This is a genomic window from Pontibacter korlensis (genome assembly GCF_000973725.1).
GTDB classification, from domain to species: domain Bacteria; phylum Bacteroidota; class Bacteroidia; order Cytophagales; family Hymenobacteraceae; genus Pontibacter; species Pontibacter korlensis.
In genome coordinates this window covers 4,297,690-4,310,982 of record NZ_CP009621.1, presented here as the reverse complement: position 1 = coordinate 4,310,982, position 13,293 = coordinate 4,297,690, and the positions used below count along the sequence as shown (strand labels likewise).

The 13,293-nt window shown below is 48.4% G+C and carries 8 protein-coding genes; 2 read left to right on the top strand and 6 right to left on the bottom strand.

What is annotated here, in order from left to right; translation table 11 throughout:
- Positions 1–61: 61 nt before the first annotated feature.
- The gene (locus tag PKOR_RS18560) at positions 62–1,594 is read right to left on the bottom strand and encodes an aldehyde dehydrogenase family protein (RefSeq protein WP_046312646.1); all 1,533 of its coding nucleotides are present in this window, start codon (positions 1,592–1,594) and stop codon (positions 62–64) included.
- Positions 1,595–1,730: 136 nt separating this feature from the next.
- Here PKOR_RS18560 and PKOR_RS18555 point away from each other — a divergent pair, with 136 nt between their 5' ends.
- Positions 1,731–2,657 (top strand): AraC family transcriptional regulator, encoded by a 927-nt coding sequence (locus PKOR_RS18555; RefSeq protein WP_046312644.1) that lies wholly within the window; start codon positions 1,731–1,733, stop codon positions 2,655–2,657.
- Positions 2,658–2,750: 93 nt separating this feature from the next.
- On the opposite strand, the gene PKOR_RS18550 is transcribed toward PKOR_RS18555, so the two are convergent.
- Positions 2,751–3,812: an oxidoreductase gene (locus PKOR_RS18550; protein WP_046312642.1), complete on the bottom strand. Its 1,062-nt coding sequence runs from the start codon at positions 3,810–3,812 to the stop codon at positions 2,751–2,753.
- 160 nt (positions 3,813–3,972) lie between these two features.
- Here PKOR_RS18550 and PKOR_RS18545 point away from each other — a divergent pair, with 160 nt between their 5' ends.
- Positions 3,973–4,959 (top strand): aldo/keto reductase, encoded by a 987-nt coding sequence (locus PKOR_RS18545; protein ID WP_046312640.1) that lies wholly within the window; start codon positions 3,973–3,975, stop codon positions 4,957–4,959.
- 78 nt (positions 4,960–5,037) lie between these two features.
- Here PKOR_RS18545 and PKOR_RS23680 read toward each other — a convergent pair whose 3' ends face one another.
- The 4 genes from PKOR_RS23680 to PKOR_RS18525 all read right to left on the bottom strand — a co-directional run bounded on the left by PKOR_RS23680 (position 5,038) and on the right by PKOR_RS18525 (position 13,276).
- Positions 5,038–6,147 carry an FUSC family protein gene (locus PKOR_RS23680; protein WP_052738950.1) on the bottom strand — a complete coding sequence of 370 codons (1,110 nt, stop codon included), beginning with the start codon at positions 6,145–6,147 and terminating at the stop codon, positions 5,038–5,040.
- 172 nt (positions 6,148–6,319) lie between these two features.
- The gene (locus PKOR_RS18535) at positions 6,320–9,229 is read right to left on the bottom strand and encodes a PD-(D/E)XK nuclease family protein (RefSeq protein ID WP_046312637.1); all 2,910 of its coding nucleotides are present in this window, start codon (positions 9,227–9,229) and stop codon (positions 6,320–6,322) included.
- 157 nt (positions 9,230–9,386) lie between these two features.
- Positions 9,387–9,821 carry a VOC family protein gene (locus PKOR_RS18530; protein ID WP_046312635.1) on the bottom strand — a complete coding sequence of 145 codons (435 nt, stop codon included), beginning with the start codon at positions 9,819–9,821 and terminating at the stop codon, positions 9,387–9,389.
- Positions 9,822–9,859: 38 nt separating this feature from the next.
- Entirely contained in the window at positions 9,860–13,276 is a 3,417-nt protein-coding gene (locus PKOR_RS18525; RefSeq protein WP_084694837.1) for a UvrD-helicase domain-containing protein, read from the bottom strand.
- Positions 13,277–13,293 lie beyond the last annotated feature (17 nt).

Below are 13,293 nucleotides of genomic sequence, written 5' to 3'. Positions count from 1 at the left end.
TTTTAAAGAAAAGCCCCGCCGGCTACTTGTCCGGCAGGGCTATCCTGTTTTTGTATTTCAATTAGAAGAAGCCAAGCTTTTTCTTATCATAAGAAATAAGCATGTTTTTGGTTTGGCGGTAGTGGTTGAGCATCATTTTATGCGTTTCACGACCAAAACCAGACTTTTTGTAGCCGCCAAACGGAGCGTGCGCCGGATATGCATGGTAGCAGTTTACCCACACACGACCAGCCTGTATGGCACGTGGCATCTGGTACATCTCGTGCGCATCGCGGGTCCAGAGACCGGCACCAAGACCATAAAGTGTATCATTAGCCAACTCAATAGCTTCTTCAGCTGTTTTAAAAGTCGTTACAGAAGTTACCGGACCAAAAATCTCCTCCTGGAATACACGCATCTTGTTGTTGCCCTTAAAGATAGTTGGCTGAATATAATAGCCGTTCTCAAGGCCACTGTTTAAGCCAGCTGCACCACCTCCGCAAAGCACTTCGGCACCTTCTTGTTTGCCAATATCCATGTAAGAGAGAATCTTCTCGAATTGGTCGTTAGATGCTTGTGCGCCCATCATGGTGTCTTCTGCCAGCGGGTGTCCTAATTTGATAGCATTTGTGCGTTCCACTACGCGTTCCATAAAGCGGTCATACACGCTCTCGTGCACCAATATGCGTGATGGACAAGTGCAAACCTCGCCCTGGTTCAGGGCAAACATCACGGCACCTTCTACGCACTTATCGAAGAACTCATCATCGGCATCGGCAATACTTGGCATAAAGATGTTCGGAGATTTACCACCCAGTTCCATCGTTACCGGCACGAGGTTTTCTGATGCGTACTGCATGATCAGGCGGCCTGTAGTGGTTTCGCCGGTAAAGGCAACTTTGGCCACGCGAGGAGAGGAGGCAAGTGGCTTACCAGCTTCAGGGCCGAAACCAGTCACCACGTTCAACACCCCTGCAGGCACAATGTCCTGTATCAGCTCCATGAGCAGCATAATGCTTGTAGGCGTTTGCTCAGCAGGCTTCATTACCACACAGCAACCGGCTGCCAGGGCAGGGGCCATTTTCCAGGTTGCCATCAGTAGCGGGAAGTTCCAAGGGATGATCTGGCCTACCACACCAATGGGCTCCTGCAGGTTTATGCTTACCGTAAACTCGTCATGCTCCGACATAGTGCTTTCGTCTGCCCGGATAACGCCAGCAAAGTAGCGGAAGTGGTCGATACAGAGCGGAATGTCAGCAGCGCGTGTCTCACGGATAGCCTTGCCATTGTCAACGGTCTCGGCTCGAGCTAGCATTTCAGCATTCTGCTCTATCACGTTGGCGATATCCAAGAGAACTTTGCTGCGTGCGGCGGCAGAGGTTTTAGACCAGGACTTAAACGCTTGGTGAGCGGCATCCAGTGCTTTATCTATATCCTCTTTGTTTCCACGGGCAGCTTTGGTGAAAGGTTTGCCGTCGATAGGAGAGATGTTGTCAAAATACTCGCCACTGGCCGGGGCTACCCACTTGCCACCGATAAAGTGATCGTACTTCTCTTTAAACTGAGGCCGCTCCAGAATAGCGGATTTTTTCTGAGGCATTGCTACTGTGTCCATAGGTTTTATTTTTTGGGTTTAAAAGAATGATGCTTAAAGGTCAGTAATCACTCAATTTCATTCTCAACTTATCGTCTATTTATTTATGCTTATCGTATCAAATTGATATAGAAAGAGAAATTTCTTAGATTTAGACATGCCTCTAAAGTATAAACTGCAGCAAGTACCAATACTCGAAGAGCAATCTTTGTTCACTTTGGTAGAAAACAGGTCTGTCTATAGCATGGATGCCTGTGAGTTGAACGTATTTGAGACACACCAGCAGGCAAAGGAGGTAAATCTAAAGTTTGATGATTGGGTGCTCACCAGTATGTTGCGCGGAAAGAAGGTGATGCACCTAGCGGATAGACCAGGATTCGAATACCTGCCCGGTGAGTCGGTTATTGTACCGCCAAGTGAGCTGATGAAAATAGATTTTCCGGAGGCAGGTAAAGACACACCTACACAATGCTTGGCGCTTGCCATTTCTGCCGAACAGATTCAGTCTACTATCCAGCTGCTGAACGAGCGCCACACTAAGGCAGAGCAGGGGGAGGAATGGCGCATTAGCTCAGAACATTTGCATCTGGCAAACAACCTGGAGCTGGCCGACATCATTAACCGCCTCATAAAGATTAGCTTGAATGACCACAGCCGTGAGAAAGATATATTGGCTAACCTGGCGTTGCGGGAGCTGTTAGTGAGGTTGATGCAAACGCAGGCTCGTGCTTTTTTTGAGCAGAACTATAAGCGGCTTGCCAGCCATAACAGGTTTGGGTATATTATTCAGTACATCAAGGAGAATATCACCTCAAAAATTGATGTAGACAAGCTAAGCGAGAAGGCCTGCATGAGCCGTGCTAATTTCTTCCGGAAGTTTAAGGAAGAATTCGGCTACACTCCCGCTGATTATATCTTAAAAGAGCGCATTCGCTTAGCCAGAACTTATCTTCAGAACCCAGGAAATTCTGTTACTCAGGCTTGTTATATGGCAGGATTTCAAAACCTGAATTACTTTATCAGGGCTTTTAAGAAGGAGGTGGGTACTACTCCGAAGGCTTTTCAACTGGGGCTTCAAGAGTAAGAAATCATATTCTAATAAACCTGCTATCTGTCATCCCTAACTTCATGGTTCGTAATGCTAACACTTTGCTTGGGATGACAGATAGCTTATGTTTTAGCTATACTTAATGCTTCTCTTCTCCTGGCTACTCAGCATCGCCAGCTCTATTATTCTGATAGTGTTACGCGCCTGCTCCGGTTTTACCACCAGCTCTTCCTGCCCAGTTATGGCATTGTACACGTTTTGGTACAGGCCGCGGTAATCTCCTGCTTCACTTTCTATCTTGCCTCTAAAGTTTAGCCCTTTTATACTAGTGTTCAGGGTTCCCCAGCGTTCTTCCGGCTCTAGGCCCCAGTTTGCTGTGTTAGCCGGAAAATTGCCTAGCTTCAGTTGCTCCTCCTGCACATCCATGCCATACTTCACAAAAGAACCCTCTGTGCCATGCAGCACGAAGTGAGGTCCTAGCTCCCGAACCAGCATGCTTGCTTTCAGAATGGCTTTCAGCCCATCGTACTGCAATACAAGCTCAAAGTAATCCGGGATTTTCGAGCCTAACCGCTGCACGCGTACATCGGCATAAACTTCCTTAGGTTCGCCAAACAAGTATAAGGCCTGATCGATAAGGTGCGCTCCCAGGTCGTAAAGTAAGCCTGAGCCAGGCAGGTCCTCTTCTTTCCAGGTGTTTGGCTTTATCTCGTTTCGAAATCTGTCGAAATGTGCCTCGTACTCTACCAGGTTACCCAGTAATTGAGACTGCACGAGCTTCTGAACAGTTTTGAAGTCACTGTCCCAGCGGCGGTTCTGGTACACAGTCAATACTTTATCATTTTCCTTTGCCAGGGCAATCAATTCTTCGGCTTCGGCACTGCTGATTGTAAAGGGCTTGTCTACTAGCACGTGTTTACCTGCCTGCAGGGCGGCTTTGGCCAGGCTATAGTGGGTAGGATTTGCTGTGGCTACCACCACGAAATCTATACTTTCATCCCCGAAAATGTCTTGCTCATGTGGCACTACCTCAGCTTCCGGGTATCTCTGGTTGGCAAGCTCTATACTTTCTGCACGGTTAGCTTTAATCTTTTTCAGGTTGAAGCCAGGTACAATAGAGATAAAAGGCGCATGAAAGATTCTACCGGCCATTCCGAATCCCAACAAGCCTACATTTATTCTTTGATCCATGTGTTTTTCTAGTTGATATAATAAAGCAAATTTGGCGAAGCCTCATCCGAAGTAAGCCAAAAGCAAGCTTTTACCTATACGCCATAGTTACATCCGCGTAAACTATAGCTGTCTTTTTAGGCGATGTTTAACGTTGAATCTACAATATAGTAAACTACGGATGAAAAAAAGAAAGCTAGGAAAACAAGGACTTGAAGTATCGGCTCTCGGCCTTGGCTGTATGGGCATGTCAGACTTCTACAGCAACCGCGACGATAGCGAGTCTATCGCTACCATACACCGGGCACTGGAACTGGGCGTAAATTTCCTGGATACGGCCGACATGTATGGCGTGGGTGCTAACGAAGAACTGGTAGGTAAAGCTATCGCTGACCGAAGAGACCAGGTGATTATTGCCACCAAATTTGGCAACGTACGTGGTGAAGATGGGAGCTTCTTAGGCATTAACGGAAAACCAGCATATGTAAAACAAGCCTGTGAGGCCAGCCTGAAACGCTTAGGTGTTGACTACATAGACTTATACTACCAGCACCGGGTGGATAAAAATACACCGATTGAAGACACGATAGGAGCGATGGCAGAATTGGTGAAAGAAGGAAAGGTGCGCTACCTAGGGCTCTCTGAAGCCGGGGTGGAAACCATCAGACGAGCTCAACAAGTACACCCGATTACTGCGCTGCAGACAGAATACTCGCTCTGGAGCCGCGATGTGGAGGATAAAATTTTACCTGCATGTCGTGAGTTGGGCATCGGTTTTGTTCCTTATAGCCCCTTGGGTCGTGGCTTCCTGACTGGTCAGATCAAAAAGTTTGAGGACCTGGCCGAAGATGATTACAGAAGACAGTCGCCCCGTTTCCAAGGTGACAACTTCCAGAGAAACCTGGATCTGGTACAAAAGATTGAGGAGTTGGCGGGACAAAAGGGCTGTACTCCGTCTCAGTTGGCACTGGCATGGTTATTAGCACAGGGTGAGGACCTGGTGCCTATACCAGGAACGAAACGCCGCAAGTACCTTGAGGAAAACATAAAGGCGCTGGATGTGTCGCTGACCCAGGAAGAACTGCAGCAGATTGATGAAATAGCACCGAAAGGTGTAGCCGCCGGTGGCAGATACCAAGATGCGCAGATGGCGAACGTGAATGTATAACTACCGACTATATTAACTCAGGATCCCCGTGCTATCGTCTATGGCACGGGGATTTTTGTTTTGATTAGCTTGCTCTCTTCAGGGGGAGCTCTCAGCTGAACTCGTTTCTATAAAAACTTCTTCTGCTTCTATATCCGGTCTTTCTGTTTCGGCCACTATGCGGCTTAGGTCTGTGAGGATGCTCCCCATGTCCTGAAGGATGGGCAGGGAAGATGTATGGGTGAGGCTCTCCAGGCACCGTGCTTGTTCCTGCCTTGCTAACTGTATAGCTGTGCTAAGCCTCTTTGTTTTTTCCTCAGAGGGATCCACAATGGTTTGGCCAAAAGCATCAATACAATTGGCAGTAGCCTCCAACGCAAGTATAAGTTGCTCTTTTGCTGGGTAACCGGTCTGGAAAGTATTGTTCAGCTGCAGGTCGGCAAGGCTTCTCCTTATTCCCCTAATTTGAATGGTAATGCTTCTAAGTAGCCTTATGTCGGCACCCAGGCGGTCTAATACTTTGCGCTTGTGTGTAAGCAAAGGGTTATACCGTAAGCTCTGCTCTGCCAGTTCAAAAGCCTTCCGGCAATCTGCAGCTTCCTTGATTAATTTATTCACCTCGGTTCGTCCTGTTTTTAAGCGGGGGCCAGTATTGTTCAGCAGCGCACTAAGTCCCCTTAGGGTTAGAGCAGATAACTTGCTATAGGAAACAATACGCTTCTTAACTTCCGGTATAGCATCCTGCGGAATGATCAAAGCGTTGATCAGCACAGCTATACCTGATCCGAGTATGGTTTCAAAAATTCGCTCATAGGCATACCCGGCTTTGGTTTGCCCGAATGCCAGGACCAGGAGCGAACTGATAGCCACCTGCGATATGATCTGGGGGTTCATGCGTAAGGCCTTGGCTAGGCCCATTCCGATCAATATGATAAAGAAAATAGAAACAGCGCCTATCTTGAACCAATGCCCCAGGAGCATGCTGATCATGACGCCGCCAATAATGCCGATAATACGTTGCGAAGCTTTATTAACGGAGTCTGCCACCGTAACCTGCACAGTTATAATGGCCGCTACCGCCGCAAAGTAAGGATATTCGGAGTGCAGTAGGCTAGAGGCAATAAACCAGGAAAGTGCAGCAGCAAAAGCTGTTTTTACGATCTGTAGCGTCAGCCCAAGCTTGCTTGATAGTTCTAAGATCCTGTTCACAGGAGTTACATACTTATGCTATAGATTTGTGTTTCTATGAAGAACTAAATAAGTACAGGGCCAATACTAGAAAATGAGAATGATGTACGTATAGTGCACATACTTGTAAATTCATTATCCCTTACTGCTTTAGATCAATAAAGGATATGTCTCTCCTTTTGTGTAGACAAGGCTACCTTGCACAAATTCCTCTATAAGCACACCACTGGCATACATCCAGGTCGCGTGTTTTCTGAATCGGCTCTTCTGGGTCTAGCATGCGGCGCACAAAATCTCCCAACAGCTGCTCAGAAGCCTCTACAAAATCCTTTGGAGTGGCACCATCGGCTTCCATGAAATTAAACTCCGACGACAAAACACCCGGCTCCAAGTTACGGAAGGAGAGGATCCCCGACTTCGGACTTATAAGAAGAGGGGAGATGTGGCCGGCATTGCGAAGGATAGTTTCCGGTTGATCCTCCAGCACACGCTTCAGTACATACTCGTACAGCCAAAGCTGGCGGGCCTTGCCATACTTTTGGTCGGTGAGAAAGTGCAGCTCCACATCTTCAGGCTTTATGCGCAGCTGGTTCTGCTCTACTTTGCCGGTCTTGTAGTCGATTACGCGCAGCTCGTGGCCTGTCAGGTCTATGCGGTCTGCTTTACCAGCAATACGCACGTTTACTACTTCGTCGCCTACCTGCACAGGCAGCGTGGTGGCCAATGTTTCCTCCAGGCGCAGCACGTACAGCGGAAGTTCATCCGACTCCTTCAGTTTTTGAAGGTATTTATCCAGCACCTCTACGGCAACTTTATAGAGCAGGTAATTCATGCCTCGCTCTGGCTTGGCACCCAGCGTAACTTTACTGAACTCTGCTTTTACTTTTTCCGGTAAAGCCTGTAGCATTTGCTCTACATGCCCGGCAAGTATAGGCCTGCCGCTTTGCTCATGCGGACGGAAGAAATCTTCCAGCACCTGGTGCACAATAGTACCAAACTGGTCAGCGCCCAGCTGCTCTTCTACCTCGTCTACCTCCTGCATTTTTGCGATGCGGGTAAAATAATACTGCAGCGAACAGTTGATGTACATGTTCAGGTGCGAAGGGTAGAGGCCGCGCTCGAGTTCCTGCCGTAACTGAGCGATGGTCTCCGGTGATTTTGCCACCACGATATCTTCTTCATACTTCCGTGTTTCCTGTTGCTCTACTGCCGCAATCATGTCGCGGAACTTGATCTTCGGATTGCGCAACGCCAAGTCGTTTTGTAACTGAAGTATAAAACGGCTTTTCTCGCCGGAGCCGTATGTGTCGGAGGGCAGCACATAAAGCAGGTTAACCTTTTTGGCACGTTGAAGCAGGCGGTAGAAATTATAGGCCATGGCTCCTTCAGTCTCGGCATAGGTCGGCAGCCCAAACTCGCGCAGCACATCATATGGCATCAGCGACTCCTGGCGCTTTGGCGCTGGCAGCACATTCTCATTAACCGAAAGTATAATCAGGTTCTCAAAATCCAGCGCACGCGTCTCCAGCATACCCATTATTTGTACATCTGATATAGGCTCACCGCTAAAAGGAAGCCGTGTTTGCCCAATCAGTTCATAGAGGAACTTGCGGAAGCTGCGCACCGAGATTTTGTGTTCACGACAATCGAAAATGGTGTCGAGGCGCTTCACCAAAGTATAGAAGATGTACAGGTACTCTGTTTCGATGCTGTTGCGGCTGTGCGTGTACACCTGGCGCAGCAGCTCGATCAGCTCATACATGGCCACAATAATGTCGTCGCAGTCGCGCCAGGTACGGAAGAGCGTTTCGAACAGTAGGTGGTGCTGACTCAATTCAATCAGTTCCTGCGCCGTAATAAGTACCTTATTCTCCTGCACCATTTTATCCAGCACCTGCTGTATAGTGCCATGGTATTTAGCCTGCTCCGGATCATCGTTCAGGTATAGCTCATACCTGCGGATGAAAGGATGTGTGAGCAACTTCGTTACGCTGAGGTGGTGGTACTGGTATACTTTATAACCGGATTCCTGCAGCTGTGTCACACCTGTTAGGTGCACCTCAAAGAGCAGGTCGATGAGGTTGAACAGCGGTGTGCCCCTAAAGCTGAGACCCATGGTAACGTTGTAGGTAGGCACATCCTCCGGGATAGAGTGCAGCACCGGTAGAAGCAGCGTTTCGTCGGGTAGTACAATGGCTGTTTGCGCGTGCTTGTCCTGCTCGCGTATTTCCTGCAGCAGTTGCCCTGCCAGCTTGCCCTGCATACTGGCGTTGGCCACGCCAATTACGTTTATCTCTTTCTCATCCGTCAGCAGCAGGTTTTGCTGCCAGCGCCACTCCGGAAGGTTCCAGGTGCTTTTATACTTGCGCAGAAAGCTCCCGGCACGGTTGCTCAGTCCCTGCTCATCCATGAAGAAATCATCTGTATCAAAAAGCACCTCTGCCTTGTCGTGCTTCAGCAGCGCTCTGATGATTTTTTCTTCGGAGCGGGTAAGGCTGTTTAATCCGATAAAGATGAACTGGTGGCACTCGCTTTCCTTAGCAATCTTGTCGATGTCCTTAGCCACTTTCCGGAAAGCCATACCAGTATAGGCCTGCTTGTTCTCCAGCAATCGCTTCTGCAGGTTGTGGTAGGTTTTCTCAATATTGTCCCAGAGGCTGAAATACTTTTTGAGAGTAGGGGAGAGTTCTTTACCGAGAAACTTCGGATCCCAACGTTCCAGCGCTTTCGCCTCGCCCAAATACTCAAACAGCTTTTTGGTGTCGACCAGGTTTTGATCGATGCGGCTGAAGTCCTCCAGCAAGGTGCCGGCCCACGTCACAAAGTTGTCGAAGTCAAGCTTCGGGTCCTGCTCACGCATCAGGTCAAACAGCTCCAGCTGCAGGTTTATCGGCTCCAGTACATCGGTTTTGGAAAGGCTGCGGATAAAATCTTCCATGGCATACACTTCCGGCGACCAGATCGGCTCGGGTGCTGCCTGTGCCAGGGCTGTCTTGAAGAAGAAACTCGCACGCCGTGATGGCAGCACCACACACAGCTCGCTGATGTTCTCTTTATACTTCTCGTAAATGTACTTAGCCGATAGCTCCAGGAAGGTTTGCACGCGGGTTTATTATTGTAAGGGTGAATGTGTTACAGTTTGTTATCATGTTAGAGGTATCTTATTTTGCTAATCAAAAGCGCATCAATAAGGATCCTTTTAAAATGACAAATATGTTTATCGTAATTGCTATTTCTAGCACTAAATCTACATAAGTGACTTAATGAATGGAAGGGTGCTTTTTATCCTTTGCCTCCTCAAGCAACAAGAACGGGTTATAGGCAATCTCCCACAAGTTATCGTCCGGGTCAGCAATATAGCTGCTGTAGCCGCCCCAGAAAACCTTCTCTGGTCGCTTCACTACCGTTGCACCTTTCTCCTCCAGCTGTGCTACCAACTCATCTACCTCTTGCTCCGAGCGTACATTATGGGCCAGGGTAAACTTCTTAAAGCCGCTGCCTTCAGAAGGTATGCCTGCATCGTCCGCCAACGACTCCTGTGGGAAGAGGGCCAACTGGATACCATTCAACTGAAAGAAAACTATACTTTCTGAGTTGCTCTCAGTTGGTTGCCAGCCAAAAACATTCTGGTAAAACTCCTTTGCGCGTTGCAGGTTTTTCACGCCTAAGGTGATGATTGTCAATCGTTGTTCCATATTCTGATGAAGTTATTGCTTTGAGGCCGGTGCTAGAACTACAGCTCTAACCCAAGTTGTTCTGCTTTTTTGCCGCCATACTGCCACTCCATTACCTGTTCGGTTTCAAAGTAATAAAGCACGCATTTAACTTTCTGGTAGCCCAGTTGGCGGAAGCGTACAGCGTAATGATCTAACTTATACTTGTGCTCCGGTTCTGGTGGCGGGGTTTTAAACTCTATCAGCACCACTGCCTCACCGTCGAACACGATGCGATCAGGTTTGTAGAGGTATGCGCGGGCATCCAGAACTTCTTTCTCATGCTCCACCACTACCTTGTTGGTAAAATAGCGGCCTAACTTTGGGTGGTTCAGTACTTGAGCTAGCTTGTGTTTTAGCTCCGGCTTTTCACGCTCACTGATAATGCCCTCGTAAACCATTTGGCGCAGCACCTTGCCCAGTTCCGGAGCAAAGGCAATGCGTGCCAGCGCGTAATGCAGCTTTCTGTTTTGCTGGCGCTGTACAGTCTGCGTTTCGAAGTCGAACACGTTGTTGGCGTGCTGCTTTATTTTCAGGCGCTGTTCCCAATCGGCAGAGGTCAGGTGGTCGAGGTGGTACGATTTATCGTTGATGCCTCTGTGCCCTTGCTGCTGTGGCCTGCCTTGCGCCAATTGGTAGCAGTGTTTGCCAAACTCCCACATTTCTTTGTGCACCAGGTAGCGGTAGAGAAGGTGACTTACGTTCTTGGCCTGGCCGTCCAGCTTCGGTGCTTTTCGCTCTTCCAGCAGGTCTTTAGCATTTCCGATTAGGTAGAGCCTGTCAATTGGGCGGGTGAGGGCAACATACAGCATGTTCAGGTTTTCGATAAAGGTTTTCTCTATCTCGGTGCTGTACTGCTTAGCCAGTGTCGTATTCTCTAGTTTAGAACTTATGTTAACTGCAACACTCCTTAGTTTACCCGTCACGCTTATATCATCCGGCAAGGCGCTCCACATCAGCGAGCCTCTTTTCGGTTCGGTGCTCCAATCAGCAAACGGAATGATGACAATAGGATAGGCCAAGCCTTTAGACTTATGAATGCTGGTGATGGTGATGGCATCTCGATCTTTGGGCGTGTTGATGCTTAGCTTGTCTTTCTGCACATCCCAGTAAGCCAGGAAGTTGTTCAGGTTGTTGCTGTGTTTTAAGCTATACTCCAGCACCAGGTCGAGGAAGCGGAACAGGTATTCGCTTTCGTTGTTTTTGCCCAGCAAATCGTAGATTCGTATCAGCTTTTCTGTCAATTCATAGATAGAGAGGTTGCCCGTCTCACGCTCCTGCACATCAAAACCAAAAATGCGTAGCTGATCAAAGAAAGACTGATTTTCCTTGTCATTTGCGATGTCGGCAATGGTTTTGGTCATCTCCACATCCGGTACCACACCCAAAGCCACCTTACACACCAGGTACAAAGCTTCTGATTTTGCCAACGAGTCGTTCGGGCGGTTGAAGACCCTGAACATGGCGATGATGAGATTTATCACCTCAGCAAACTGCAATGACAGGGAGTCCTGAGAGATGATGTCATACTTGCGCTCTTTCAGGAAGTTAGCAATAAGTTTACTCTTGATGTTCGTGCGGCAAAGAATTGCCATGTCCTGAAGCGCATACCCTTCGGCCTGTGCCTGTTGTACCAGATCCAGCACCATGTTTAGGGTGCTTTCGTCGTAGGTTAACAGCTCTTTATGCTTATAACCGTCGTAAAGCTCTTCGGTACGGCCGCAGCTGTTCAGGTCATGCTTGTAATTGATATCATCGTCATGCGTGAACATGATCTGAATATGGCCGCCACTTTTGTCGCTGCCAGTAGGTACTTGCTGCGCAAAGTCTTTGTCGTAGATAGAGGTAAACATGGCGAACTCCTGATGCCCCTGGCTGATGAAGGTGAAAAGCTCGTTGTTGAAGTCGATAATCTCTGAGCGACTGCGATAGTTTACGCTTAAATTCTTTGGGGCCAGTGCCTGGTCTACCGACTCGTACCGCTCCCGGATAAGAGGACCATGGCGGCGGTTTTCGTACAGCTGGCGCGTGTTATTTTTGTAGAGGTGCAGGATTTGTTCCATTTCGCCGCCACGCCAGCGGTAGATCGCCTGCTTGGCATCACCCACCACCATACTGAAATGACCAGAGGCCAAGGCATTGTCTACGAGCGGTAGCAGGTTGTTCCACTGCAATACAGATGTGTCCTGAAACTCATCTATCAGGATGTGCTTATACTTCTCACCGAGCCGCTCATATATAAAAGGCACCGGCTCTTTGAGTACAATATCTATAATGCGCTTGTTGAACTCGGATATATGAACGGTGTTCTTGTCCTGCTTTATCTCTTGCAGACATTTTTCAAGCTCGTTCAGCAAGGATACTTTGTACAGGTGCGGCACCACCTGCTGTACCAGCGTAAATGTAGCCGCATACGGCTCCTTTATACTTTCGATGTGATAGTATAGATCGGTGAGGGGCTGCTTTATACTATCGATTTGTGCCTTGGCGTAGGCACTGGCTTTGCCACCGTACCACTTATCCTCTTCAATGGTTTTTATTGCATTGCTGTTGCCATAGTTCAGGTCTACCGACTTCAGCCATGTGTTAAAATATGACCAGATGCCACGGTTGCCTTGGTACAAATCAGCTGGGGAAACATTTGCCTGCTCAAAAAGCTGCATGGCCTGCTGCGCCGCCTCTTGCACCGTTTCGGCTACCTGTTGTTGTATCAGGTATAGGTGCTCGCGTACTTCTTTAAAATCTTCCAGGCTGAGCAGCTGCAAGTCGGTGATTGCCTCATACACCTGCTCATTGAGCAAGTTGCGGGCAAAGTCCATAAGGTCGTCGGGCAGCATGGTCCAACTCTTGCCTTCACGGGCTTTCTCCAGCGCATATTGCTCCAAAGTCTGCGACAATAAATCTTCTTTGGAATCTGTCACCTTGTCTAGCAGCAGCGATACAGCCGTGCTCAACAGCGTGTTCGAGTCCAGGTCAACCTCAAAGTTCTGCGGGATGTTCAGCTCGCGCGTAAAAGCTTGCACGATCCTGTTTACAAAACTGTCGATGGTGCTTACGCTAAAGTCGGAGTAGTTATACAGGATCTGGCGAAAAAGCGCAGCTGCTCTTTTTCGTACCTCTTCCTTATCCAGCTGCTCTTCAGGATACTCGTCCTGCAGTTCCCAGGTAACATCCTGCAGTAGGTCCTCGCTTTTTTGCAGCTCCTTCCCTGACAAGCTTTTGTCATTGAAGTTCCGCAGCGCGGCGAGAATGCGCTCTTTCATTTCGGCAGCGGCATCATTGGTAAAAGTGATGGCCAGTACCGATCTGTAGTAATCCGGGTCAGAAGTGTGGAGCGCCAGCTTTAAGTATTCCTTTGTCAGGTTGTAGGTTTTGCCTGAGCCGGCCGAGGAGGAGTATATCTTGAAAACTGATGGCATCGCGGTGTATCTATACATTAAAGATACTGCTTTGG

Coding starts and splice junctions, on each gene's coding strand:
- PKOR_RS18560 (WP_046312646.1), bottom strand. CDS start 1,594: ATGGACACAGTAGCAATGCCTCAGAAAAAATCCGCTATTCTGGAGCGG.
- PKOR_RS18555 (WP_046312644.1), top strand. CDS start 1,731: ATGCCTCTAAAGTATAAACTGCAGCAAGTACCAATACTCGAAGAGCAA.
- PKOR_RS18550 (WP_046312642.1), bottom strand. CDS start 3,812: ATGGATCAAAGAATAAATGTAGGCTTGTTGGGATTCGGAATGGCCGGT.
- PKOR_RS18545 (WP_046312640.1), top strand. CDS start 3,973: ATGAAAAAAAGAAAGCTAGGAAAACAAGGACTTGAAGTATCGGCTCTC.
- PKOR_RS18530 (WP_046312635.1), bottom strand. CDS start 9,821: ATGGAACAACGATTGACAATCATCACCTTAGGCGTGAAAAACCTGCAA.
- PKOR_RS18525 (WP_084694837.1), bottom strand. CDS start 13,276: ATGTATAGATACACCGCGATGCCATCAGTTTTCAAGATATACTCCTCC.